Below are 25,886 nucleotides of genomic sequence, written 5' to 3' on the forward strand. Positions count from 1 at the left end.
AGCAATCTATTAAGGATGGTGTATAACTGAGCTATGATGACACAGGAACAGAAAACAAAGTTAACTGGATTTGCGGCTGAAATTAGAAGCGAGTGTATCAAGATGATCTCCAAAATCGGCGTCGGTCATGTAGGGGGTTGTCTGTCCATCGCAGATGTACTGGCTTGTCTATATGGCGGCGCAATGAAAATTGATCCCCAAAATCCAAAATTGGAGGACCGCGACCGTTTTATTCTTTCCAAAGGCCATGCCGGTCCTGCTATGTATGCAGCCCTTGGTCTAAAGGGATATTTTCCAATGGCTATGTTAGACACTCTGAACCAGCCCCCTACAAATCTTCCCAGTCATACAGATATGAACCGTACCCCTGGTGTAGATATGACTACTGGTTCCTTGGGCCAAGGAATCTCCTCCGCAGTTGGTATTGCACTGGGATGTCATTTAAAAGGGAACAATAACTACACTTATGTGATCATAGGAGATGGCGAGAGTCAAGAGGGTCAGGTCTGGGAGGCTGCCATGTTCGCTGGCGCCAAGCATCTCCACAGGTTAATTGCCTTTGTGGACTACAACAGAAAGCAGATTGATGGCACGGTGGAACAAGTGGGAGGCCCTCCCAATTTTGAGTTAAAATTTAAAGCCTGCAACTGGAATGTTATTGACGTGCCGGACGGGAATAATGTAGAGCAGATCTGGGCCGCAATTGAACTAGCCAAGGCAGAACAGTCCAAACCTTCCGCTATCATTCTACATACAGTAAAGGGCAAAGGCTGGTCCTATGCTGAGACACTGGAGAACAACCATAACTTCAAGGTCAATGCAGAGCAGGCGGCAGAGGCCTGTGCGGAATTTTTCCTTCAAAAATAAAGGGTTCAGGGTAATTCAAGATAAAGAATAAGGTGATTTTGCTATGATTGGAAGCTTAGCCCAAAATAGAAAGGACATTAAAGATCCGGAGATGCGCACTATCTATGCACAGTCCATTGAAAGGATGATTCTGGAAGGTAAACAAATTGTCGCTCTGGACGCAGACCTTATGCGAGCCATCGGCACTTACGGGCTCTGGAACAAATATCCAGAGCAGATCATTGAGTGTGGCATTGCCGAAGCCAACATGGTAGGTGTCGCTGCCGGCTTGTCAAGCGAGGGCTTTATTCCTTTTGTCCATACTTTTGGATGTTTTTCTGCCCGTCGTGCCTTAGACCAGATTTTTATGAGTTGTGCTTACGCCAAACAAAACGTTAAGATCCTAGGCAGCGATCCCGGTGTAGTCGCCGCCCTCAATGGCGGCACCCATACCCCTAACGAAGATATCGCTGCCCTACGGGCCATTCCAGAGATGACCATCGTAGACATATGCGATACGGTGATGGCCGCCAAGCTATTACCTCAAATCGCTGACACTCACGGCACATTTTTTATTCGATATCCACGTACTAGCATTCCCCGTGTATATGATGAGAGCATGGAGTTTCAGCTCGGCAAATCTGTTCAACTGCGCGACGGAAAAGACCTAACGATTATTGCTTCTGGTATTGAGGTATCCGAGGCACTTGACGCTGCCGAGGTATTAGCCCAGGAGGGCATCGAAGCCCGAGTCATCGATATGTTCACCATCAAGCCCCTAGACACCGATGCGGTGGAGGCCGCAGCCAAGGAAACGGGTGCCATCGTCACTGCTGAAAACCATAATGTGAACGGAGGGCTCGGCTCTGCTGTCGCAGAGTATCTGGTAGAGCACTGTCTGGTACCGATGGAGCGTGTGGCCAATATGGACCGTTTTGGGGATGTGGGAAGCCTGCGCTACCTGATGGATGAGTACGGACTAAGCTTCCGCTTCATTGTAGAAAAAGCAAAACAGGTCCTCAAGCGGAAATATTAAAGGCAAGAGGTGTCATTGGAGATGGATAAAACAATCATTATTGGCGCTGACCGTTTGGCTGTACCGCTAAAGGATGCTCTAAAACATCGACTTGAGGAAGTCCATGGCTATCAAGTTACCGACGTGGGGATGCAGGAGGGCGGCGCCTTTATTTCCTATATTGACACGGCGTGTAAGGCTGCCCGTGAAATCCAGCAGGGGCACTTTAACCGAGGAATCCTCCTGTGTGGCACTGGGGCTGGAATGAGCGTAGTCGCAAACAAGTTTAAGGGCATCTATGCGGTGCTCTGCCATAACACGTATGAGGCACGTATGTGCCAGACAATCAACAACGCTAACATCATGTGCCTGGGTGGCGGAGTTCTTACTCCCGCAATTGCGGAAGAAATGCTGGATCTTTTTCTCGAAACACCCTTTAAGGTCGGTTTTCCCGCAGACCGACATGAATTTTTAGAGTTTGCCCAGCAGGAGATTGCTCGTATTGAGGAAGAGAATTTTAAATGAGCGCAAAAAATAAACCATTATTTTTTAGGAGGGTTTTGACAATGAAAAAACTATTCGCTTTTTCCCTTGCACTGGCAATGGCCATCTCTTTAACTGCCTGTAGCAACGACAGTTCCAGTAGTGGCACCAACGGAGCTGACAGCAGCAACACCGCTGAGAAGAGTGTCACACTTCACATGGGCGGCGGTTTGACTACTACTAGTCCCCAGTATCCGGCTCTACAGGCCTTTGCTGAAGCGGTTGAGGAGGAGTCTGGCGGTACTATTAAGATTTCTCTGGATCTGTCCGGAGCATTGGGGTCCGACCGTGAGATTATCGAGGGTGTTATGAATGGTTCTGTCGAAATGATGCATATGGCTGATATCAGCATTGGCAGCGTTATTACTGAGCTTGGCTTTGTAAATCTGCCCTACCTGTTCCCCACCCGTGAATCCGCAGAAGATCATTATCTTTATGGTGAACTGGGCAATATTTATCGCAGCGTGATGGCTGAAAATGGCATGACCATTCTGGGCCAACTGCTTGAGGGCGACTTCCGTTGGATTTCCAACTCGAAACACGAGATACAGGCTCCCAGTGACCTATCCGGCCTCAAAATCCGTGTAGTAGACTCCCCTATGTATGTTTCTTTCTTCGAGAATCTGGGCTGTAATCCTGTGGCCATGTCTGTTTCCGAAGTGGCCGCTGCCCTCCAGCAAAATGTTATTGATGGTCAGGACAACGGCCCCCTGAACACTTATTTTTACGGGTTCTATGATTTCCAGAGCTATATGACCAAAACAAACCACGCCTATGCCGCCAATATGCTGTGCATTAATACGGATGTCTATGAGTCCTTGTCTGAAAATCAGCAGACGATTTTGAGCGAACAGGCCGAGATTTATACCGCTTTAGCCTATGAGTATCAGGTAGCCGCAATTGATGGCTTCTGTGAGGAGATGGAAAAGGCCGGGATGCATATCGTTGAAACTACCGAGGAACTAAGTACCTTTATGAAGGAAGCATCTACTAAGGTATGGGCTGACGAAAGCATCACTGGAATGTTCAACCAGGATGCTATGGCTTATATTAACGAAAACCTCGCTGGCTAAACTGGAATCGCACCTTTTGGGTTACCGGCCGTGGCAGGTGGGGCAGAGCGTCACCTGTCACGGCAAAACAGAACAAGGAGAGGCATCTATGAATGTACTGCAACTCATCAGCAAGCGGCTCTACCAGGGAGAGCGGGTTATTGCCATAGTTACCTTTATCTCCATGATGCTCATCATGTTTATCCAGGTTTTTTTCCGTTATGTAGTCCAATCCTCTCTGGCCTGGTCCGAAGAAGCTATGCGATATCTTTTTGTCATTACCAGCTACTTTGGTGCGGCCTGTGCTACTTATGAACACAAGCATGTTGTCATCGATTTTCTCGGTACTATTTGTGGAAAGTTCGTCAAGGGCGAGAAGCGGCAGGAGGCAATTTTTTCCGCTGTGGATGTTCTTGTAAGCATAGTGTGTTGTGGATTCTTTATTTATATGAGCAGCGTGATGTTCACCTATTCCCTGGACCTGCAGGCGAAGAATCACCTTTCTACCGCTATGCTTATTCCCCTATGCTATGTCGGCTACGCGGTAGTGGCTGCCATGGTACTATGTGCAGTCCACTACTTTATAGAAATTTTCACCTCCGCAGGTATTTTTTCAAAGGACCTGAAGGAAATGAAGGAGGGAAAGCAGTAAATGCATTGGCTCGTTGTGTTTCTAGGGCTGTTCATGCTGTTTGCCATTTTCCGTATTCCAGTAGCTGTCAGTATGAGCTTAGCTACTCTCATTACCATGGCTGGTGCCGGTGTCAATTTTGGAATTATTGGCACATCTGTTTTTAATAGTCTGAACTCGTTTACCTTCCTGGCCATCCCAGCCTTTATCATCGCCGGTGATATAATGGGTGTCACTGGTATCTCAAACTCTCTGCTCAATTGGGTGGACTCCATGGTGGGCCGCCTGCGGGGCTCCACAGGAGCTACCGCCGTGGTTTGTTCCCTGTTGTTTGGCACTCTGACTGGCTCCTCCCTGGCTACCTGTACCGCTATTGGCACTATGATGATTCCTGAGATGGAAAAGCGGGGCTATTCCCGGCCCTACTCCGGCGCATTGATTGCCGCCTCTGGATTTTTAGGTATCCTGATTCCTCCTAGTATCCCTGGCATTATGTTTGCCATGATGTCTGGCTCCAACCTGATGGCTGTCTGGTGTGTCACCATCGTACCGGGTGTTCTGGTAGGTGCTGGATACATCGTCATCAACTACTTTCGTATGGGGCGGAAAGAGGCCAAATGTACTGAGCCTTTCAATTTTGGCCCCTATGTCAAGAATATTGGAATCAATACCTGGCGGGCCATCCCCGCGATTCTGATGCCTTTGATCATCTTTGTAGGTATCTATGGCGGCATCTTTACTCCCACCGAGGCCGGTGGTGTGGCCGTATTCTATGGGTTGCTGGTCGGCTGGGCATTCCTTCCACTGGCACAAAAACGCTGGCCTGAGAAAAAGTTGCTGACTGTAATCAGCGATTCCTCCGTCTCCACCGCTAGTATTACTTTGATCATCGGCCTGTCCGCAATTACTGGGCGGATGGTCACCCTGACAGGGATCCCACAGGAAGTAACCGATGCTCTGATGTCGGTTACGGACTCCAAATACATATTTCTGCTGCTGGTAAATCTGATGCTGCTGGTAGCCGGTATGTTTATGGAAACCAACAGCGCTATTCTTTTGCTGGGTCCCATTTTGTTGCCTGTGGCTAACGCTTATGGTGTGGAAACCATCCACTTTGCTGCTATCATGCTGCTGAATATGGAAATCGGTATGATTACCCCACCTATGGCTGGCAATCTGTTCGTTTCCGCCCGTTTGGCAAATTGTAGCATTGATAAGCTCTTGAAGGACCTAGCCCCCTTCTTCCTATGGGCGTTGACCGTATTGATGTTCACCACCTATGTGCCTCAGGCCATCACCTGGCTGCCTGCCGCGCTTGGGATCTGAACCACATGGTAAGGAGTCTTTTTGATGGAAAATAGAGAAGCTCTACTGTTGGAACCAGGAAAAATTCAAGTATTCCCCTGCGAAATGCCGGTCATTCAAGACGATGAAGTCTTAGTTAAGATGGAATACTGCGGTGTATGCGGTTCCGATGTGCATTATTTCCGCTTTGGTGGGATTGGTCGCCGTAAGGTCACCTTTCCCTATGTCCTGGGACATGAATGTACCGGCGAGGTGTTAGAGATTGGCTCTAAGGTCACCAATGTGACCGTAGGTGACAAGGTCGTCATGGAGCCAGGTCTGGGCTGTGGACATTGCGAATACTGCATGACCGGGCGGTATAACCTATGCGAGGACATGAAATTCATGGCCACTCCGCCCTATAACGGAGCCTTTAAGAAATACATGGCCTATCCTGCCCGTGGCTGCTTCAAGTTGCCTGAGAGCGTCTCCACCTTGGAGGGTGCCATGATTGAGCCGCTGGCCGTGGGAATGCACGCTGCCCGCCGGGGCGAGGTAGACAACTCTAAGGTAGTCCTAATCACCGGCATGGGCTGCATAGGTCTAATGACTCTGCTGTCCTGTAAAGCAATGAATGCGCAGAAAATCATTGTCACGGATATATTTCAGAACCGATTAGAGAAGGCCCTTGAGTTGGGTGCCGACTACGCCATCAACGTAGCCGAAACTGATATGCTTGAAAAGCTTAAGGAACTGACCGACGAGAAGGGGGCGGACGTCGTCTTTGAAACAGCCGGACGGGCCCAGACAGCTGCGCAGAACGTCTTTGCAGTTCGGAGAGGCGGCGTGATTGTCCAGGTCGGTACCATTGCAGATCCAGTTCCCTACCAATTTAATGAGCTCGGAAAAATCGAGGCAGACATTCGCTCGGTCTTCCGCTATCGCAATATCTTCCCCCTAGCCATTAAGCTAATCGAAAAGGGTGATATCGACCTCAAGGCAGTAGATCCTGATATTTTCGACTTTGAGGATGTAGACAAGGCCTTTGACACGGCTATCAACAGGGGCAACGAAGTCGTCAAGTGTATCCTAAAATTCTGATCTAGAAACTTCGTGTTTCTGGTCAGGAAGGAAGAAGCCTCCTGAGATCTAAACAGGTCCAGGAGGCTTCCCACTATTTGGAAAAGGAGTCAACACAAATGCGAGTCAAATACGATGTAGATACTCAGCTATTGTTTCAAATCGGCGATCCTTTGGACCACGCCTGTGCCTGCACCATCCATAACCGGATGTACGAGTTGGCTAATCTAAATGCAGTGAACTTGAATGTGGTGGTCAAAAAAGGAGAATTACCGGCGTTCATTCAGTCCTGTAAGCAATTGGGTGTTAAGGGGTTTGATATCACTATGCCCCACAAAAGTGACATTATTCCCCTCTGCGACGAAGTAGAGCCATTTAGCCGGGAGTTCAACTGCGTGAATCATGTAAAGATTCGAGATGGGAAACTGATCGGTGTGGGGCTAGATGGTCTTGGTATGGTCATGGCTATCGAAGGCTCCGGCTTTCCTATTTATGGCTCTAAAGTCCTGATGCTGGGCGCTGGAGCGGTCTCCGGTCCTATTGCAGCAGAGTTATGCCAGCGGGGTGCATCCTCTGTGGTCATTCTGAACCGCACTGTATCTAAGGCGGAAAAAATTACCATATCTTTAAAAAAATATTTCCCTACACTTCAGGCTACAGCAATGTCCATGACGCTGGAGAATCTGTGTTCCTGTGCTCCAGAAGCTGACCTAGTAGTTCAGTGTACTAGTTTGGGCATGAGCGGACACCAGGGTGATTATGAAGACTTAACCTTTATAGATCTTCTCCCCAAGGATGCCTGTGTAGCAGACGTTATTTTTAATCCAGAGCGCACCTCCATCTTAGCCCGTGCAGAGGCCAGAGGGCTGCGTGTTCTCAACGGTATGGGCATGCTGGTAAATCAGGAAAAGGCCATGATGAAATTCCATTTTGGTGTGGATTTGGGGCCGGAGTTTGCTCTCGAAGGAGAGGAAACCCTCCTAATGGCTTTGGTGATGCGACAGCTACGTACTCGACGCCTAACACGGAAGGGAGCAAGCAAATGAGCAAAAAATGCGGAATTTGTGAGTGGTCATTTGCCGTAACAGGTCCTTCCGCTATTGAGTACGCTGGGGTAATTGGCTTTGATGGTATCCAGATAGGCGATCTTGGTGGAGCAAGGAACTGTTTTCCACTGAATGATCCCCACATCCAACAGACCTATCTGGAAGCATCAAGTCGCTTCCAGGTCCAACTACAATCCATGCACCTGTTCACGTTAGTTCGGGAAGGTGGGCTCCAGAAACCGGTGGATAGTGAGGCGGGCAAGCATGCGCTATATAGTATCCGTAAGGGATTGGAGGCCTGCCAGGCCATGAATATCCCCGCGTTACTGGTGACCTCCTATGATTCTTGTAGTATTATCAATAGCTATGATATAGAATGTACTGCGAAGCTGCTAAAACAAGCGGCCCATATATCGGAGGACTGTGGCATCCAACTAGTCTACGAAAGCATCCTCCAGGAGCATTATATCAAGGAAATTTTAAACTATGTGGGTTCTGGGATCAAACTGTGCTACGATATTCTGAATCCCATCAAATTTCTGAAAGGCGATCCCGCGGAAGAAATCAGGCATTTTGGGACACAGTGGATCGACCACGTCCATTTAAAAGACTGTCCAGAGGAAATGACTGGCTTTTGCCAGCTTGGCAAGGGCTATGGCCGTTTTGAAGATAGTATTGCCGCACTGCATGAGATTGGATACGACGGCTGGTACATCACGGAAAATTTCTATCACCTTCCCCCCATGGGTAACACCGGGAGTGTGTTCCAGACAGCGAAGCGTGACCTGGATACTATGCGTAAACTCTAACAAGGGGAGGTGTCAAATGGAAACTATAATGAAAGCTCTTGTTAAGACTGAAAAAGGTCCAGGGCACCTCACGCTCATGGAACGCCCTGTCCCTCAAATTGGGGACGATGATCTGTTAGTCCAAGTAAAGGCGGCTGGAATCTGCGGCTCTGACATACGGATGAAGAATCTGGGGAACTCAGAAAATTTGCGGCCTCCTGTGATTCTGGGTCATGAGTTTTCCGGGGTAATCGCCGCAGTGGGCAAACACATCAAAGGCTTTGAGATCGGTCAGAGAGTAGTATCCGACAACAGTGGTGACCTGTGTGGTAAATGCGATATGTGTGCCAAAGGCAATTACTTAATGTGTGCCCACAGAGTAGGTCTAGGTTCCGGCATGGACGGAGGTTTCGCCCCTTACGTCAAAATATCCGGGCACCTGTTATCCGTTAATCCTCAGTCACTTTACACTATTCCAAACAATGTTTCCTTTGCGGAAGCAAGTCTCATGGACCCCATCTGCAATGCCTATAAGGCCGTCGTAGAAGAAAGCAGTTTAATACCAGGTCAGGATATACTGATCTTCGGGTTAGGGACGATTGGCCTCCTTGCGATAAAGATTGCCCATCTGATGGGTGCCGGACGTATTATCGCAGTCAACCGCTCTCGCAATGAAGATCGTATCCAAATTGCCCGAAAGTTCGGTGCTACCCATGTGATTTGCTCTAAGGAGGAGGACGTATTCCAACGGGTGTCTTACATTACAAACGGTGAAATGGTTCCGGTATTGATTGATTGTGCTGGTCAAAATCAGATTCTTGAGGTAGCGCTCGCCCTGCTACAAAAGGGCGGTGAATTTATCAAAGTCGGTTATGATGCTGGGCCAGTAGGCGTTTCTCTAGACCGTTATGTCAATAAGGGAATCCGAATTCAGGGTCATTTTGCTTATGACTATCAAGGCTGGAAAAACTGCCTGAAACTCATGGAACTACGCAAATTAGATGTACGTGATGTTATTACCCATCGGCTCCCTTTGGAGCAGTGGGAGGAGGGGTTTCGCCTAGTGGAAAGTCGTAAGGGCATTAAAGTCATTTTTGAATTTTAAAAAGGAGAGATTCCATTATGAAAAAGTCCGGAATTTTAAATGCGCAGCTTCTCTCCGAGCTGACAAAGCTGCGTCATGGGGATAAACTACTTATCTGTGACGCTGGCTTTCCAATTCCTGTCGGGGGTAATGTAGTGGATATCTCCTTGGTAGGAGGGATCCCTGATCTTCCACAGACATTGAAAGCAGTTCTCAATGAAATGGTTTTTGAGAGCTACGTTATTATGAACACCTTGGCTGAAAAAAACCCAGAATATTATCAGTTGATAACTCAGCTTTTTCAAGCACAAACACATGTTGAGGTACCAATGGAAGAATTTATTATTTTAGCCCAGGATGTAAAGCTATTCATTCGGACAGGAGAATTGCGGTCCGCCTCTAATCTGATGCTTGCCTCAGCCTCCGGAACACCGCAAGCAGTGGCACTATATGATATATCTATAAAAGAGTAGGCTACTTCTTTTATTTTAGGAGTCTATCTCTTTTCCAAATGGCTATTCATATGGCTGATATGCATAAACAGAGCCAAGGAAAGGAAGGCCATTCTTAAAGAGTATCTGCAAGGACAGCCTTGCGGATACTCTTTTATGTTTTAACTTCTGACTTTATCCCGATTAACCGAACAGAATTTTCGTTTTCTTTTCCCCGGTGCTGCAATAAATCCTCATTCGAAGGTCAGTCAAACATAATCCGTGTACTGAAAAAGGAATAATTGTCATCAAATATCTTAAAAGAGCAAAACGATGTCCAATATGGAGACTACAGGGCCGATATCCCGTAAATGGATACCAGCCCTGCGTTTCAACTGACCGAATCGTTTATTTGCGAAAAGACGATCCTACCTAGTATTTTGAATACTACCACAACTTATACTAGTTAGGTGCGATTATTCCGTGCCAAAACTTACAGACTTCTCCATAAAGTTCCTTAAGGCAACTATACGGCAACGGGTCGTTTACAGTACTCTGGCATAAATCCATGCCGTTCTTCAGAACCAGAATTCCATCGCAAAACCATTTTACATGATTTGGATTTTGGGTGCAAGCAATAATTATTTGTTCTCTTTCTACCAATTGGAGGAGGATTTCATAAACCAACAATTGATTCTGAAAATTCAGTGTCGATGTACGACTTATAGCATACATTTCAGCAATCTATAAATGCGCTGGGGGCTGGGAGATTTCAGTCTCCACAATTTGCTTCGAGCAAATTATTTTATCGCAAATACATAACACATTTTCTTTTGTCAAGATTCTATATCCCAGAATCCGACGGTTTTATACTTTATACTGAAACGAGAGAGGGTTCGACTTACTCAAAATCCATTTTTCACTTCTTACGCCCGCTTCTACAGGAAGAGAAAATTTTCAAGCCCTTGATATATGCCGTTTTCTGGCTTTTTAGGTTTGTCAACTTACCATGTCCTGCGTTAATAAAAAAGAGCCGGCGGTGCTTTTGCGTCGTACAAGTGAGCCTTCCGCGCGGGACGAATTCACTTCATCCCAGCATCTTAAAATTCTCAGGTATCCATAAAAATAACCACACTTATCAGTGTGGTTATTTTTATGGAGGGTAGTTGCAAAAAAGATGCAGGGCCGGCTGGACACTCACGCGGCGGGTGCGGGGTAGAGGCGGTAGATTATTGCATATTCAATGACCAAGGTTTACTCTGTCCCCCAGGCGCCAAGTGTAATTAAAAATCAGGGACACTGATAATCTGTAAGCAACAAACAAAGGGCGGTTTATAATCTCCCCACCAATCAAGTACATAGCCATATGGAAATATCATAGCAGTCTTTCTTTGCTAACAAATAAACAAAAGTATATTTAAGAGAGAAAGAATCTCCTTAAATATGCTTACCGCAATCTGTAAATATACAATTATATCCAATTTTAAGTTACTATTTTTCTACAATGGCGAAGGTGAAGAAATTCGAACTCTTGCGCCGGAGAAGCAGACCTACTGGATTTCGAATCCGCCCCCTTTAACCACTTGGGTATGCCTCCATATATTGAAAATCAATTGTCCAATCAACAAGCGGCATATTCACTTTTCGAAAAACTGTAAGTATTCTGTTAGCGTTTTGCATTATCCCTTGTTGTGCCAATTCTTGGTCTTGCATGGAGTTCTGAATGGGGAACCAAATTTGCGCACGACAAGCAGGGTGTGAGAAGTAAAAATGAGCAATATAGAACAGCATATATACGAGGAAAGCCTCTGACATTATCTGGCAATCCCCATACTGAATCTAATGCGGCCGGAGGAAAGCCAGCTGGTCGAACGCTGAGGCCGCATACACGGGGCATATGTGTCCGAATCTAATTAGAGAGCAGCCGTATTCACCCCCCTTGGTCCTTCGTTTCCCATACTCGGCGTCATGTCGCCCGCCTTCCGATATTTTTGTATATATCGCATAATATATTAATGCGAAAATCGTATTTTATTTACCAAATATTCAATTTTTCATTTTCATTTTTACAGAAAATTTATGATGATTATATTGTAGAAATCTGATCGACTGGATTAGAATAGCACCCATAAGGAGCGATTCCATGGAACTAAATCACACCTGCGTTTCTTTATTGAAAATCCTATACAACTGCCAGGACTATGTCCCTATCAACAAACTGGCCGAACAAATGGGAAAAACGGAGCGTTCTGTCCGATATGACCTAGATCTTTTGGACAAATTTTTTCAACAAAATAGTCTTCCTCCGTTAAGCCGCAGATTTGGTGCTGGCATCTATTTAGAGCATACACCAGGGCTGGAAGTTCTATTGCAGGGCTTTCTCTCCACAACCACCCCATATCAGTATAAATATAGCACGCAGGAGCGGTATCTGTATATTAAGATGGCCCTTCTTACCGGCATTGTGCCCTATATTAGTGTGTCGGAACTGGCGAAAAGGCTGATTGTCTCATATCCAACGGTAACCGGTGATCTGGAAGTTGTAGAGCGGCAACTGGAGGCACAAAGCATCTCTCTGGTCCGGCGTACCCGTGTAGGCCTGCGGGCAGAGGGCGATGAGGAAACTATCCTAGGCGTATGCCTTCAGACGCTCAATGATCACATTTCCCTGGCGGAATTTGATCGATATTTGTACAGCAAGCCTCTGGAACGAAAGATTTCCACTCTGCTGCTAGAGGACCTGTTCCGCAACCTGGACGTGGATCTTTTTCGAGATATTCCGAAGCATGCGGAAAGTATTCTCAACCGAATTTTCAGCGACGAGGCCTTTGGAAAACTGATTTTTTGCCTTGCCCTGCTGACCCAGCGGGCCCGTAGCGGAACCATTACTCCGATCCGGATTGCTCATGGAAAAGACACCCTGATGATGACGCAGGAGTATAAGGCGGCGGGGATGATGATGGAACTTCTGTCCCAACAGTATGAGGTCAGCTTTCCAGCCGGAGTGCAGTACTATCTCACCGCTCAGTTGCTGTGCTCCAAAAGCATCGTTAGCGGACAAGGGCGTCTGGGCCGAGATCAGACGCGATCCAGTCGGCTGGATCGTGTGACCGAGGAAGTGGTAGACAACATTCAACGCCTCTATCAAATCGATTTTGGTCCAACCAGGACAGAGTTGGTGGAGCACCTCAAAGCCCATCTTATCCCTACGATCTACCGCATCCGCTACCACCGGTCCATTGTAAATCCCCTTTATGAGGATCTGGTGGCCAAGCACGGGCAATTACTCCGCAATACCGCCGAAGCAGTAAAACCTCTGGAACAGTGCTGTGACGGTCCCATCAGCGACCAGGAGATTTCCTATATTGCCCTGTATTTTTTGGCTGCGATTAACCAGCGAGACCCTCAGGTGATTCGCCCAGCACGGGTCGTCATTGCCTGCGGATCCGGCTATGGCACGGCCCAGGTGGTGGTCTCTCAGATGAAAAGCCTATTCAATGTGGAGATTGCTGACATCCTGTCCGGTCGGGATGTCTGTGAGAAGATCAAACAGGGGTCACTACACTGCGACTATATTATTAGTACAGTGGATCTGCCCCAGCTCCCCAGCGAGCTTTACATTCGGGTAAACCCCATTTTCACGCGGCAGGACTATCGAAACATCCTGCAATTCATCGACGCGCGCCAGGCCAATCACTCCTCAGACCGGTACATGGAATTGACCGAACAGCTTGTGCGGATTGCCCAGGGTCATGGCGCTAACCGGAATATTGAACAGCTTCGGTATGATATTCTCTCTCTCCTGCTCCATGATACACGGATTCAGAAGCCGTTCCCCCAAAAGGACAGTATATGGAATCTGAAAGATCTGCTGTTGCCTGGGCTAATGCGCATAGATGTGCCCTGCCGGAACTGGCAGGAGGCAGTCTATCAGTCTACCCAGGCCTTGGAGCTGGAGGGATATGTGACTGAGGCGTACAAACATGCTATTGTTCGCAACCTGCAGGAGTTCGGGCCTGCTATGGTGATGTTTCCCGGTGTCCTTATCGCCCACGCCTCCCCGGCAGATGGCTGCAGGAAATTGGGCTTTGGGTTTATGAGTCTGCGCAGTCCTGTCTCCTTTGGGAATAAGAGCAACGACCCGGTCAAGCTGGTGTTTACCCTGTCTGTTGTGGACAGCTCCTCTCATATGGAAGCTATGATCCAACTATTCAACATGATTTCGGAAAAGCCGGTGCGGGAGACCCTTTTCCGGGCACGTACCAAACAAGATGTGCTTAGCATCCTTCAAAAAGAAGAGAAAAATGCCGGTGCTCCCATCGGTACAACAGAGGATTTTACGATAGGTGGTGTTGATTTTGGAAAAAGTTAACGGTATGATGCTTCATTCCTCCTGTGTCCAACTGGATGTAAAGGCCCAAGATTGGCAAGATGCTATTCGAAAGGCTTGCCGCCCTTTGATGAACGAGGGGTTTGTCACAGAGGGCTATGCCGAGGATGTAATCGCACGGGAACTGCAGTGGGCCACAGGGCTGCCAACCGAGCCGGTAGGAGTTGCCATTCCTCACTCTCTGACCCCACAGCATGTGATCACGGCGCAGATTGCGGCTTGCCGATTGTCCCAACCGGTAAAATTCGCTCAGAGCGGCGGTACAGCGGATGATGGGAAGGTGGATGTGTCCATTATCTTTGTCCTGGCTCTTAAGGATCCCAAGGAGCAGTTGAGTCTGCTGCAAAAGCTGATGGCTGCCATTTCCAATGAGGAGATGCTGGCTTCTCTGATGGGAACATCGGCTCCCCTGGAATTCAGCAATATATTTAACGGCGCTTCCGCCGAATAAATTCTGGAAAGGAATGATTCTTATGATCAATCGAAAAGTACGCATCCTGGTGGCCTGTGGAGCGGCTATCGCCCAGTCTAGTATGCTGCAGATGATGATCTCCAGCTACCTGGACAAGAAAAAAGTGAGCTATGACATTCAGAAGTGCACATTCTACGAATTACAGAACAAAATCCAGGCCTGGAACCCGGATTTTGTCTACACGGTCGGGCAGCCTCCCTTTCAGATGCGGGAAGGACTACACCATGACGGGATGAGCATCTTCACTGGAGTAGGCAGAGACAAGACTCTTGACGAATTGTATGACATGATCCAAAAGCTGGAGGCCTGATCTAAAGGCATTCAGGGGAGGAAAAAACAAAAAGAGCAGTGAAAGAATGGAGGGAACAGGTCAATGGAAGTCATCCAAAGTTTTATCAATTTTATGCAGAATCTTGGTGCAGCCTGTATGATGCCCATCTTTGTATTCATCATCGGACTTGTGGTTAGGGTTCCCATCAAACAGTTGTTGAAGGCCTCAGTCACAGTGGGCTGCGGGTTCATCGGCACATTTATGGTTATGGATCTGCTGGCCGAGTACATTGGGCCCATTTCCACAGGGCTTGTTGAAAAGTTCAATCTGAGCCTGGATGTCATCGATGTGGGGTGGCCCGTAACCGGTTCCTTTGCCTGGGCCGTGCCCATCGCGCCACTGATCTTTGTCGGCGTGTTTGCACTGAATATCATACTCATTGTCGCCGGCTTCACCCGTACTCTGGATGTGGACATTTGGAACTATTGGGGCTTTATGCTGGCCGGCGCCATGGTGTATTACAGTACCGACAGCGTGATTTTTGGCCTGCTGGCGTCTCTGATCACCGCGGCGGTGACCCTCCGGCTGGCTGACTACGCAGCCCCCATTACCCAGCACATCTATCCGGGCATTAGCTTTCCTCACACCTGCTCGATTTTCTGGATGCCTTATGCCAAATTTATGGATAAACTGTATGACCGGATCCCCGGCTTTAACAAGCTCGATGCCGATCCGGAGCACCTAAAGGAGAAAATCGGCTTCTTTGGAGACCCCATGTTCATCGGGCTGATAGTAGGTGCAGTGCTGTCCGTGCTGGCGGGCCAAGGCCCCTCAGAAATTCTAGCCAGCGCATTGAATATTGCCGCGGTTCTCCTTCTTCTGCCCAAAATGGTCTCCCTGTTGATGGAGGGCTTGTCTACCATCGCCCAGTACACACAGACCTGGGCCCAGAATATGAAGTTCCTCAAGGGCAAGGAGCTCTATATTGGGATTGACGGTGGCATTCTTATGGGCCGTCCCAGCGTCATCGTTGTAGGCGTCATTATGATCCCCATCATGCTTGTCTTGGCCGCTGTTGTCCCAGGGAATCGGGTATTGCCTATTGCCGACCTGGCGGTGCTCACCTCTTGGTTCTGCTGGTGCCCCGTGGCCGCCAAGGACAACATTTTCCGCGGAATCGTCAGCGCCATTATCCAGGGGATCGTGATTCTGCTGATTGCCACCGCTATGACCAACATCCATGATATCATGGCCGTCCAGTCCGGCTATGTCTATGCCGAGGGGATTACCCACACCTCCGCGCTGGTCATGGGCCAGGAGCTTCTGCCTGACCTACTATATAAGATCTTCAGCTTCTTCGGTGGCTGAACCAGCTTCACCCTGTACACATTGTCCCCGCCCACACCTCCATGCGGCGGTGTGGGCGGGGGCAAGTCTCATCAATAGAAAAGGAGTCTCCCGTGTATGGATCCAAGTGTGAAACCGGATAAGGTCCCTATAAAAAAGCTGCTGTTTGTCACCGATCTAGATAAGACCCTTTTGGATGACAATGCCCAGGTTCCCCGGGAATGTCTAGAAGCGGCGGCTCAGTTTGTGGAGCAGGGCGGGCTGTTTACCGTAGCCACCGGCCGCCCTACCAGAGGCGCTATGCTGTACCCGGAGCTAATGGAGCTTGTAAATTTGCCCATCATCACCTACAATGGTGGATGTATTTATGATGTAAAGGCGGGACGGGTCCTATGGCGGCAGTTTCTCCCCGAATCTGTCCGACCTTCTCTGTCGGAAGCTTTGGCGCGTTTTCAACAGGTGGGATTTCTCATCTTTCGGGGGGAGGATGATTTTACATGTGCTGTCCGGGAAAACGCTTATACCAGAGAGATATCCTGGAATCGGGAACAATACCAAGCCCCCCTTCTCCCTATAGCCTCGGTTCCGGTTCCCTGGAACAAGATCGTAGCGGCTGGTCCTAAGGATCAGATCGCGCTCTGTGGGGAATTCCTCAAGGCCAATATCCCAGATCCGGTCACCTTGGTGATCAGTGAAGGACAATTTATCGAGCTCAACGGTCCCCGGGTTGGAAAGGGACTTGCACTGCGCCGTCTGGCAGAAATGTTCCATCTCTCCCAGGATAAAGTCGTAGCCATTGGGGACAGCATGAACGATATGGGTATGCTCCAATGGGCTGGTACAGGAGTAGCCGTAGCCAATGGGGAGCCTGAATTAAAGGCGGTCGCCGACCGCCTGGTTTGTTCCAACCAAGAACATGGGGTGAGACAATGTGTAGAGCAGATCCTCCTCCCCATGCTCCATCAGGCCGGCCCGGCTTCTGGCCTGTGATCTGTCGGGGAACCCCTAGACACGATGTCTTTTTCTCTGCCGGGTCTGTATCAAGCGCAAGGATCAGCAGGCTCTGAGATACCCATGGTGGATCATCCATGCTCCGGATCCCTACAGAGTGGATCGGTATGGGATGATTGGCTACCTGCATCAGATAAAGACTTACAGTCAGCTGTGGATCATAGGTATCTCCCAGCCTGTTGGTGATCCGTGACATAATACAAGGAGGTGGCAGTATGACATTAAAAGGGACCGCCGTTTCTCCTGGGGTCGTGGTGGGTAAGGTATATCGATATGAACGATTTGTTCCTACATTCTCCTCTGAGTCCCCAGAGAGTACGGCATCGGAGTTAGCCCACTATCTGGAGGCCTGCCGGCTTGCCCGGGAGGAGATGGATGGATTACGGGAGAGGTTTCAAAACAAGAATGAGCAGGACAAAGCGGATATCCTCTCCGCTCACCTGGAGATCCTGGGAGATGAGACCATCGATGAGGAGCTTCGGGGGTTGATAGAGTCAGGACACATGAACGGACAGCGAGCAATCCAAACGGTGTATGAACAATATGCTAATATGTTTGAAAAGTTACCCGATCCGACCATCAGGGAACGGGCGGCCGATCTGCGGGACATCGAGATCCGGCTGCTACGCTGCTGGGAGGGTCTTCCAGAGCAGGAGCTTTCAGTTCTCCCGCCGGATACCATCGTGGTGGCCTGGGATTTGGTGCCCTCAGACACAGCCACGCTGGACCGGGATAATGTGCGTGGCATTATTACCGAGGTTGGCGGCACTACCTCACACAGCGCAATTATCGCCCGTAACTATGAGATCCCCGCCGTGTTGGGCGTTACCGGTGCCATATCTCAGTTGCAAGACGGACAACCGATCATCCTGGATGCGGTGGATGGAGTGGTTCTCACTGAGCTCAACGATCAGCTTCTGGAGGTTTACCAGACCAAGGGAGCGGTGGAGCGGGAACAGCGCGCCCACACAAAACTCTTTATTGACTGTGAGCCTGTTACACCGGACGGAGTCCGGATCGAGGTGGAGCTGAATATTGCCGCCGCCGATCCGGATAACCTGGCCGGGGCCAAGTATACCGATGGTGTAGGGCTTTTTCGCACAGAGTTTCTCTATATGGGGCGCAATACGCTCCCCTCGGAAGAGGAGCAGTTTCAGGCCTATCGAAAGGTTCTGATCACCTTTCAGCGCCGTCCCGTGGTCCTGAGGACCATGGACATTGGAGGCGATAAGCCCTTAGAATGCCTGGATATGCCGGCGGAAAGCAATCCCTTCCTGGGCAATCGGGCCTTGAGGCTTTGCTTCCGGCATCCGGAGCTTCTACACACACAGCTCCGGGCTGCGCTGCGTGCCTCAGCCTATGGAAATTTGTGGCTCATGTTTCCTATGGTGGCCAGTATGGACGATATTTATATGGCAAAGGCTGCCCTGGAGCAGGTCAAGGCAGAGCTGAAGGCTGAGGGTCATCCCTTCCAGCCTGACTTCAAAACAGGGATCATGGTAGAGATCCCATCCATTGCTATATTGGCTGACCAGGCGGCGGCAGAGGTGGATTTCGCCAGTATTGGAACCAACGATCTGACCCAGTATCTGATGGCGGTAGATCGTGGAAATCCAGCGGTCAGCTCCTATTATCAGCCTTATCATCCGGCTATGTTCCGCCTGATCCGTCATGTGGTTTCTGCCTTTGCAAAGCAAGGCAAGCCGGTCAGTGTATGCGGGGAACTGGGCGGAGATTCACTGGCTGCGGCGGTTCTGATTGGAAGCGGTATCCGCCGACTGTCCATGAATATCTCCTCTGTCGCTTCTGTGAAAGAGATGATCCTTTCCACCGATTTGAAAAAAGCGGCCGCGCTGTCAGATGCCGTGTGTATGATGACCTCAGCTGAGGAAGTCAAGCGTTATCTCAAGAAAACTATATATTCTGAATATTCAGTAGAATGAATGAGGTGATCCGCAATGTATTGTGGCTCTGTTACTGTTCAAAATATTTCTGGACTCCATGCCCGCCCTGCCTCTGAATTTGTGGCTCGGGCGAAAGGCTTCCAGTCTAAGATCTCCATCCGCCGCATGGAGAGCGACAAACCAGTTGGAAACGCCAAATCAATCATCGTTTTGCTCTCCATGGGTATCTGTCAGGGAGAGTCTGTTGAAATCACGGCGGAAGGTCCCGACGAACAGGAGGCTGTGGCTGAACTGACCGCGCTGATCGAAAGCGGCTTTGGCGAGGACTGAAAGTCCGATTACGCTCCACTGGATGTGTGGAGGACATTGGAAAGGAGCTGCATGGACTGTACGCTATCTGGAATTGGAGGAGAGGCCGTCCGCAAACAGGGATCTGTTGCTTGCCGCTCCGGTAACGGTCTATCAATTGAGCGATAAGATTGAAACAAAAAGAAGCACCTGCATGACAGGTGCTTCTTTTCTGCCGTTCGTTAACAAAAAAGATGACTCCTCCTTTTGGTATCAATCTGTTTACCGCAGTTTCGACAACCGGCGAGTCATATGACTCTGTCGTCAAGGGCGTTTTGTCTTTCATGGTCGTCATGTGGTTTGTGTTTCTGTTTGTGCGTTCGTGCCGGGATTGATTACATGGCTACCAAGCCTTATGTATGGCTCGTGACATACCTAATCTTCACATGAGAACACTTAAAATCCGGTAATCGGCTGTCCTTAACAGATCTCAGCCTGCCTCCTACTTACCTGTGCGTCACACTAGCTATGATGAACACCCCATCAATTCCGTTCCACCCCCCCCAATAAATTTAAGAATTGATAAAGGAGAGCGCAAGATGGCACTTCTGAATTTGAATTTTTCCTTTGACGGCACCCCTGGCGCCTCAATCTCTCAGGATTGGTTCCACAGTGGCATATAGCCTCTGACGGCATGGAGGTCCTACTCTTCCGTAGGGAACAGGCGGGAAAAGTCAACATTAAGGCCTATACCCTGGTAATCGGCTTCGAGCGCATGTGGGCCAGGGTACTGGAGCGTTCCGTGGTCGACAGCGGTTGCGGCGACTTGGATCTGGAAATCAATGACAACAACGCTACACCTTTTATCGTCCAGCTCCGCCTGCGCCAGACCCTGCTGGATGCCCGATGAGGTGAGCAGGGATGAACTACACAAAGCTCAGGACAAGAGCTTTTTAGAGGCCACCGCTCAGGAGCGGGCCTACGGTCTGGTGAACGATGGTACTTTTACCGAACTAGTCGGTCCCCAGGACAAACTGACCAGCCCCCATCTGCCCACACTAGGTGAGGCGGTCTCCTTTGATGATGATGTGGTAACCAGCGTCGGTATGGTAGGCAACCGTCCGGTATTCGTCATCTCACAGGAGGGCCGCTTCATCGGCGGTGCAGTGGGAGAGGTCCACGGCGCAAAAATAGTGGGCATATTCAACCTGGCCCTGGCCGCCTACGAACAGGTGGCAATCAAGCACCCAGGTGATCTGGAGGAATACCGTCCTGCCATGATTATCTCCTTTGGGACGGGTGGCGTCCTCCTCCACGAAGCCAATGCTGGATGGCTTGCCCGCACCGAAGTAATGGATCAGATCCAGGCCTGCCATGGCAAAGCACCCGTTATTTCAGTCATCGGTAGCAAGGTGGGCTACTTTGGCGGCATAGGATTCGTGGCTACCGCCACTGACGCCATCATTATGAGCCCCCAAGGCCGCCTGGGTCCCACCGGTTCGGAGGTCATCGAGCGGAAAGGCAAGGAGAAATTTGACGCCTCCGACAAATCCCTCATCTCCCGCACCACCGGGTGAAAACACAAGTATATCATGGGCGACTGCAACGTCCTTAACAGGGACTAGGCAGGTGCCTTCCGCCAGAGCCTGGAAGGTCTGCTGGCCCAGAGCTATGAGCAGTTGTGCGCATGCCGCCGCATCGGCTCCTACCAGTTGGTAGAGGAGCAAATGTCTTTGGTTACCCAGGCGGCCCAGCTCGATACCAAAGACGTCTGGCAGTTCTATGGAAACTCTGACCCCGCCCTGCTGCCCGAATTGGAGACAGATGAATTTTTAAGAGCGGTACACTGTAGACCCAGGGAGGTACAGTAGGATGGATGTAAAAAATAGGGTATTTGACCAATCGTGTAGATTTGGCTTAAATCATCAGATGTGAACAAAAATTCACAAATGTGGGGAGGAGAAAATCGATAGAAAATTGAGCAAACCTAATGTCTTCAAATTCCCAAAATTGCGGCGAGGCCAGAGGAAAAAATAAATAGGTGTCAGGAAACGATACCATTATGTGGAACCACGTGAAATGAAGATAAAATGGCCGTACTTAAAAATCCATAAAACCTTCAAAATTCCCATGATTCTATAAAATTATCTTTGCTGGACTGGAACCCCGTAAATAAGCTTCTTCCGAAATATGATTGACCGACATCAGACACATGGCACGAAGGACCTCCTATGAGCAGCCATGGCCTTGCTTTTCAATCGTTTTTATGATGTTGTTTACGGATTCGGTATAGGTATTTGTACAGCAATAATCAAAGTACGATATACGATAGTATGTCGTACTTTCGCCGGACAAGCACTTTCTTTAAGTTGCTGAACTCCGGTACACTCGAACTAACGGTATCACACCATTTTCAAACAGGATCTCAGCTTGTACACGCCTTTCTGATTCGTAAATTTTTCGGAATTGTTCTTTTGCCCAGTAGACACGGCTCAGTGAAGGATATATGTCGAGCCACGCTGTTAACTGATGCTTCGCATCCGGCGATAAGGCTTCAAAGTCAGCCATGAATAAAGTACGCTCACGCTACAACCTTTTCTTGACTATCTTGTTATCGTGCAGTTTCTTCCGAGCGGCGTCCATGTGCTTATTTACGAGTTGAATGACATGGAATCTATTAATAACAACTGTTGCACATGGGAACATGTCTTTTACAGCTTTTGCGTATAACGGTGCAAAATCCATCGTGGCTACCCGGACAGCACTTGGATTTTCAAGGCTACGCAGGTAACAGTAAGCGGTTTCTGGTTTATTATTCGGTATCATATCAAGCAGTCTCTTATTTTCCTGGTCTGTAATAATTAGACGGAAATGCTTGTCAATATAAGCTTCGTCAATACCTATTACCCTTGGAGTACTATACATCGTCATACCGCGATGTTTTTCGCCCAGTCATCAAACGCCCTGGGACTGTTTTGTCTGAAATTCCATAATTATCTGCGATGCGGGTAAACGGTTCGCGCCGCAAAACTCTGCTGACGATTTTCGTACGCAGTCTTAAAGTCATACTGGTTTTATCAAGCGTCTTGTAACTCTGCATATAGGTCGCACCGCAAGACGGACACAAATATCTGGACACGAAGCTTTAAAGTAACCTGCATACCAGAATTCGGCAAATCACTTATGTACCGAGTTTTATAGCCATAGGCCGTCTGCAAGCCTACAACTCCACATTCGGGGCAGCGTTCAAGCTTTGCTACCGCCTCAATTTCGTACATCAAACATTTCCCATCTGCGGCTTATAAAGTCTAAGTGCATACAAATTCCACTAATCCGGTGGGAGCAAGAGGACCCATAAAAACACAATCTTTCGTGATAACCATTATAACATATCACACGGTATGTCGAAATAGGGTAAGAGCGATTTCTATTTGTTATCTGAAAATATACATGAAATGTCGCAACCCCGAAAAAGCACAAGGCCCCGGCGGAATAGCACCGCCGGAACCTTGATTTTTTCTGTCTGTGGCTTGTTCTGTGGTCAAAGCCCTGACCGCAAATTTTAAGAAAGCCAAAAAGTACAAAAAGCAAAGTAAAACCGCCCTTTTTAACCAAAAAGAACGGTTTTGTGGAGCTACTATCCGGATTTGAACCGGAGAGTTCATCCTTACCAACTGATTAGGAGTCTTCCAGTCCTTGATTTTCAACGCTTTCCGGACATTTTCGTTCCAAAAGGATAAGGCCTCCGGCACTCTTGTCTCCATTGTTTCCATCCGCTCGTTTTCCCGTGTGGGTCACGGTATAGGTCAAACTGATCGTCTAAAATTCTCCGTTTCGATAAACTATATCGCCCTCCCAGACCGTCAGCATAGGGACGAGCCGTTCATGCCCCATCACTTTACTGCTCCGCACATCTGAGAACACAAATTCGCCCAGTTCCCGCTTAAACACCGCAATATTTGCCCGGGCGCCAGGTCTCAAACATCCAATCTCGTCCTTCATGCCCATCTTTTCCGCCGGTGTGGCGGTGCAGCAGGTCAGCACGTCCGCAAAGCACATCCCAAGTGCCAGGAATCGGGACATCAGGTAGGGTAGAGAGATGGACGGCTCATAGTGGTATGTCTTTCGGGTAAAGTCCCCTGAAATAATATCCGGCTTGATGCCAGCGTCCAGGGCCGCAGCGGCGCAGTCGTGGCTAAAATGTCCTTTCCCGCAGGCCGATTCCAGTATGATCCCCTTTTGAACCGCCCGCTCCATTTCCCGGGAAACATTCCCGTCCTCCAGGATTCCCTTCTGGGGGGTGTACACATGGCAGAAGATGTCCCCCGGACGGAGAATGTCAATCAATTCCTTCAGTTCTCCCTGAAAGGCCGGTATGTGAACCGAGAGCGGCAGCCCGCATTTCTCGGCGATTTGTATTCCCCGGCGGAGGGCCGCAAAGCTGGTAGTCCCGCAGGCCTCCACAATTTCGCTGCTAATCCGTAGCTTCAGTCCAATAATCACCCCGGGGTAGTCCTGGCAAAGCCGGAGAATTTTCATCTCATTAAAGTATGCGGGATTTACATTCTCGCTGTGGTCCCCCAGACAACTCAGCCCCTCCGATACCAGGTTCAAGTACAGCCGCACGTTCCTCCGCTCCCGCTCCGACAAGCTACTGATAAAACTCTCTACGTTGGAGTCCCCAGCACTCCCGGCATCCACGGCGTTGGTCACTCCGTCCGGGAGGTAGTGGTAAAATTCCAGAGCAGTATTGGTGCCTCCACTGTAAAAGTGGGCGTGGAAATCTATCAGGCCGGGGGTGACCGTCAGTCCGTCCAAATCCAATATCTGTGCGGCTTCTTGGCATTCCAGCACTCCGACAGCAACGATTCTTCCGTCTTTAACGACAATATCTCCCCGTTTTCCCGTCAGGCCGTTTTTCGGATCCATCAGCTGACCGTTTTTTAAGATCAAATCTACCATAGTCTGCTCCTTATCTCAGGGCCTCTTCGTTCTGGACGGGCCGAGAACTGCTTCCGCTCAGGATGTCGCTGAACTTCCGCTCTGGATGCCAGAAGAACACCCGCGCAACCACCAGGAACACCACCAGCAACAGCACGCTGAACCCCAAAATGGTCATAGGCGATAGGGAAAATGCCAGTGCGGGCATCAGCATCACATAGGGCAGCGACCAGGGGTAGCACAGCGCCGCGGAGGCTGCGGCAGATTCCCGACCGGTGGTCTCAAACTTCGGATCCACAACTCGGAGCAGCATCAGTCCGGTGGCCAGCACGCCGCTCTCCAGGCCGTAGCTGGCAATAGCACGCTCGAACCAGTCGTCATCAAACACCTTCCAGGAGAAGTAGAAGTTAGTAATCAGGTTGAGCACAATGATGACCGCAATGGTGGTAATCATGGGGACAAAATACAGGGCAAACACCTTCACAGAGAGGGTTGCGATGGCGGAACAGACCAGGAAATCCAAAGCCACACCGGATATCCGGTTAATGGTGGCTCGGTCAATATAGTGGCTCAGGCCAGCTTTTTTCATGATGAAGGAGAGCACGGCGCCACTAATCATGGCGCAGGCAAAATCGGGAACGTTGCTAAGAATGGGGTGGATGGCGATTAGGCCCTTGGCCAGCAGCTTGGCCATAAGGAGAATGATTCCTACAAAGGATAGCTGGAGGGCCAGCGGATCCAGTGCGTCGTTGTAGGTGACTCCCATGCCGATGGACGTCCTCTCTCCCATGGGTACAATTCCCTCTTTAACGGACCGGGGTACGTCCTGAGGCTTGGACACCAGCTTGGCGTAGCCCCGGCGCACGCCAATGTTGATAATCACCATTCCGATGATGATGCCGGACAGCAAACCGGCAGTGGCCATGGTGTTGGCAACCGATACGCCGTCCGCCCAGCCAGCCGCCTCCAGGGCCGCCCCGGCGGCATTGGCCGTACCATGTCCGCCATGGAATCCATAGACTGGAGTCAGTCCGAAAGCCAGGGGGAGCTCTGTGTAAAACATCATCATAACCATCGCTACAATCAGGCCGGCCACCACCTGCACCTGGTGGACAATCCCGCCCACCGTTACTGCGGAGAGGGCCGTCCGCCCGAACTTTTTATTCTGGGTGGCTCCGAAGAAGGAGACGCCCAGAACAATATTGACCAGCACGCCCGGCCACTTCCCAATGGTTCCGCCGATGGGCAGACTGACAGAGAAAAAGTGTCCCAGCACCTGAGGTCCAAGGAGCAGCCCGCAGAATCCACCCAGGAGGGAGGCGGGAATGTAGATATTCTGGAAGAATCTAATCTTTTTTCTCAAAAAAATACCTAACAGCAAAAGAACACTCAAAATACCAAGATCGTACATAACGGTTGCAATCTCGTTCATTTTCTTCCCTCACTTCTTTCAATCTTGTCC

Annotated in this window: 27 protein-coding genes and 1 pseudogene; 22 read left to right on the top strand and 6 right to left on the bottom strand. The window is 49.4% G+C overall.

Going from position 1 to position 25,886, the window contains the following annotated elements; translation table 11 throughout:
• Positions 1 to 33: 33 nt before the first annotated feature.
• The 22 genes from WKS99_RS04720 (at position 34) to WKS99_RS04820 (ending at position 21,354) form a co-directional block, all read left to right on the top strand.
• Entirely contained in the window at positions 34 to 867 is an 834-nt protein-coding gene (locus WKS99_RS04720; RefSeq protein ID WP_340405404.1) for a transketolase, read from the top strand.
• Between the two features lie 43 nt (positions 868 to 910).
• Complete coding sequence (locus WKS99_RS04725) at positions 911 to 1,882, top strand: transketolase family protein (RefSeq protein WP_186852383.1); 972 nt, start codon at positions 911 to 913, stop codon at positions 1,880 to 1,882.
• A gap of 21 nt (positions 1,883 to 1,903) precedes the next feature.
• Entirely contained in the window at positions 1,904 to 2,386 is a 483-nt protein-coding gene (locus tag WKS99_RS04730; RefSeq protein WP_186852384.1) for an RpiB/LacA/LacB family sugar-phosphate isomerase, read from the top strand.
• A gap of 41 nt (positions 2,387 to 2,427) precedes the next feature.
• Entirely contained in the window at positions 2,428 to 3,477 is a 1,050-nt protein-coding gene (locus WKS99_RS04735; protein WP_186852385.1) for a TRAP transporter substrate-binding protein, read from the top strand.
• A gap of 88 nt (positions 3,478 to 3,565) precedes the next feature.
• On the top strand, positions 3,566 to 4,108 hold the full coding sequence (locus WKS99_RS04740; protein WP_186852386.1) for a TRAP transporter small permease: 543 nt from the start codon (positions 3,566 to 3,568) through the stop codon (positions 4,106 to 4,108).
• Positions 4,109 to 5,413, top strand: coding sequence for a TRAP transporter large permease (locus WKS99_RS04745; protein WP_186852387.1), 1,305 nt, complete (start codon positions 4,109 to 4,111; stop codon positions 5,411 to 5,413).
• A 24-nt stretch (positions 5,414 to 5,437) separates the two neighbouring features.
• Positions 5,438 to 6,472: an NAD(P)-dependent alcohol dehydrogenase gene (locus tag WKS99_RS04750; protein ID WP_186852388.1), complete on the top strand. Its 1,035-nt coding sequence runs from the start codon at positions 5,438 to 5,440 to the stop codon at positions 6,470 to 6,472.
• A gap of 98 nt (positions 6,473 to 6,570) precedes the next feature.
• Positions 6,571 to 7,497 carry a shikimate dehydrogenase family protein gene (locus tag WKS99_RS04755; protein WP_340405405.1) on the top strand — a complete coding sequence of 309 codons (927 nt, stop codon included), beginning with the start codon at positions 6,571 to 6,573 and terminating at the stop codon, positions 7,495 to 7,497.
• Positions 7,494 to 8,306 (top strand): sugar phosphate isomerase/epimerase family protein, encoded by an 813-nt coding sequence (locus tag WKS99_RS04760; RefSeq protein ID WP_340405406.1) that lies wholly within the window; start codon positions 7,494 to 7,496, stop codon positions 8,304 to 8,306. Before WKS99_RS04755 ends, WKS99_RS04760 begins: the two co-directional genes overlap by 4 nt.
• A gap of 16 nt (positions 8,307 to 8,322) precedes the next feature.
• Entirely contained in the window at positions 8,323 to 9,390 is a 1,068-nt protein-coding gene (locus tag WKS99_RS04765) for a zinc-dependent alcohol dehydrogenase (protein ID WP_262669053.1), read from the top strand.
• Between the two features lie 17 nt (positions 9,391 to 9,407).
• Complete coding sequence (gene rbsD / locus WKS99_RS04770) at positions 9,408 to 9,842, top strand: D-ribose pyranase (RefSeq protein ID WP_147572906.1); 435 nt, start codon at positions 9,408 to 9,410, stop codon at positions 9,840 to 9,842.
• Positions 9,843 to 11,943: 2,101 nt separating this feature from the next.
• Positions 11,944 to 14,172 carry a BglG family transcription antiterminator gene (locus tag WKS99_RS04775; RefSeq protein WP_340405407.1) on the top strand — a complete coding sequence of 743 codons (2,229 nt, stop codon included), beginning with the start codon at positions 11,944 to 11,946 and terminating at the stop codon, positions 14,170 to 14,172.
• Positions 14,159 to 14,641, top strand: a complete 483-nt coding sequence (locus WKS99_RS04780; RefSeq protein ID WP_340405408.1) for a PTS sugar transporter subunit IIA — start codon at positions 14,159 to 14,161, stop codon at positions 14,639 to 14,641. Before WKS99_RS04775 ends, WKS99_RS04780 begins: the two co-directional genes overlap by 14 nt.
• Positions 14,642 to 14,663: 22 nt before the next feature.
• Positions 14,664 to 14,972 carry a hypothetical protein gene (locus WKS99_RS04785; RefSeq protein WP_262669057.1) on the top strand — a complete coding sequence of 103 codons (309 nt, stop codon included), beginning with the start codon at positions 14,664 to 14,666 and terminating at the stop codon, positions 14,970 to 14,972.
• A 63-nt stretch (positions 14,973 to 15,035) separates the two neighbouring features.
• Positions 15,036 to 16,301 carry a PTS galactitol transporter subunit IIC gene (locus tag WKS99_RS04790; RefSeq protein WP_340405409.1) on the top strand — a complete coding sequence of 422 codons (1,266 nt, stop codon included), beginning with the start codon at positions 15,036 to 15,038 and terminating at the stop codon, positions 16,299 to 16,301.
• 96 nt (positions 16,302 to 16,397) lie between these two features.
• Positions 16,398 to 17,270 (top strand): Cof-type HAD-IIB family hydrolase, encoded by an 873-nt coding sequence (locus tag WKS99_RS04795; protein ID WP_186852396.1) that lies wholly within the window; start codon positions 16,398 to 16,400, stop codon positions 17,268 to 17,270.
• A 236-nt stretch (positions 17,271 to 17,506) separates the two neighbouring features.
• A complete protein-coding gene (gene ptsP, locus WKS99_RS04800) occupies positions 17,507 to 19,234 on the top strand; it encodes a phosphoenolpyruvate--protein phosphotransferase (protein ID WP_262669063.1) in 1,728 nt (575 codons plus the stop codon).
• Positions 19,235 to 19,249: 15 nt separating this feature from the next.
• A complete protein-coding gene (locus WKS99_RS04805) occupies positions 19,250 to 19,525 on the top strand; it encodes an HPr family phosphocarrier protein (protein WP_147572919.1) in 276 nt (91 codons plus the stop codon).
• Between the two features lie 179 nt (positions 19,526 to 19,704).
• Entirely contained in the window at positions 19,705 to 19,878 is a 174-nt protein-coding gene (locus WKS99_RS13425; protein ID WP_445297939.1) for a TRAP transporter large permease subunit, read from the top strand.
• A 299-nt stretch (positions 19,879 to 20,177) separates the two neighbouring features.
• Positions 20,178 to 20,393 (top strand): hypothetical protein, encoded by a 216-nt coding sequence (locus WKS99_RS04810; protein WP_340405410.1) that lies wholly within the window; start codon positions 20,178 to 20,180, stop codon positions 20,391 to 20,393.
• Position 20,394: 1 nt separating this feature from the next.
• The gene (locus tag WKS99_RS04815) at positions 20,395 to 21,060 is read left to right on the top strand and encodes a biotin-independent malonate decarboxylase subunit beta (protein WP_207721907.1); all 666 of its coding nucleotides are present in this window, start codon (positions 20,395 to 20,397) and stop codon (positions 21,058 to 21,060) included.
• A 102-nt stretch (positions 21,061 to 21,162) separates the two neighbouring features.
• Positions 21,163 to 21,354, top strand: coding sequence for a hypothetical protein (locus WKS99_RS04820; protein ID WP_340405411.1), 192 nt, complete (start codon positions 21,163 to 21,165; stop codon positions 21,352 to 21,354).
• 493 nt (positions 21,355 to 21,847) lie between these two features.
• On the opposite strand, the pseudogene WKS99_RS13430 reads toward WKS99_RS04820, so the two are convergent.
• The 6 genes and pseudogenes from WKS99_RS13430 to WKS99_RS04835 all read right to left on the bottom strand — a co-directional run bounded on the left by WKS99_RS13430 (position 21,848) and on the right by WKS99_RS04835 (position 25,856).
• Positions 21,848 to 22,414, bottom strand: a pseudogene (locus tag WKS99_RS13430) (ISL3 family transposase).
• Positions 22,401 to 22,583 (bottom strand): helix-turn-helix domain-containing protein, encoded by a 183-nt coding sequence (locus tag WKS99_RS13435; RefSeq protein WP_394803812.1) that lies wholly within the window; start codon positions 22,581 to 22,583, stop codon positions 22,401 to 22,403. The pseudogene WKS99_RS13430 and the gene WKS99_RS13435 overlap by 14 nt, the downstream one beginning before the upstream one ends.
• Positions 22,561 to 22,761 (bottom strand): transposase family protein, encoded by a 201-nt coding sequence (locus WKS99_RS13440; RefSeq protein WP_394803813.1) that lies wholly within the window; start codon positions 22,759 to 22,761, stop codon positions 22,561 to 22,563. The genes WKS99_RS13435 and WKS99_RS13440 overlap by 23 nt, the downstream gene beginning before the upstream one ends.
• A gap of 156 nt (positions 22,762 to 22,917) precedes the next feature.
• Positions 22,918 to 23,256 (bottom strand): hypothetical protein, encoded by a 339-nt coding sequence (locus WKS99_RS04825; RefSeq protein ID WP_186852415.1) that lies wholly within the window; start codon positions 23,254 to 23,256, stop codon positions 22,918 to 22,920.
• Positions 23,257 to 23,302: 46 nt separating this feature from the next.
• Positions 23,303 to 24,445 (bottom strand): amidohydrolase family protein, encoded by a 1,143-nt coding sequence (locus WKS99_RS04830; protein ID WP_186852416.1) that lies wholly within the window; start codon positions 24,443 to 24,445, stop codon positions 23,303 to 23,305.
• A gap of 10 nt (positions 24,446 to 24,455) precedes the next feature.
• Complete coding sequence (locus tag WKS99_RS04835) at positions 24,456 to 25,856, bottom strand: sodium/glutamate symporter (RefSeq protein WP_186852417.1); 1,401 nt, start codon at positions 25,854 to 25,856, stop codon at positions 24,456 to 24,458.
• Between the last annotated feature and the right edge of the window lie 30 nt (positions 25,857 to 25,886).

Source organism: Flintibacter sp. HCN-6482, from assembly GCF_037892565.1.
GTDB lineage: Bacteria > Bacillota > Clostridia > Oscillospirales > Oscillospiraceae > Lawsonibacter > Lawsonibacter aceti.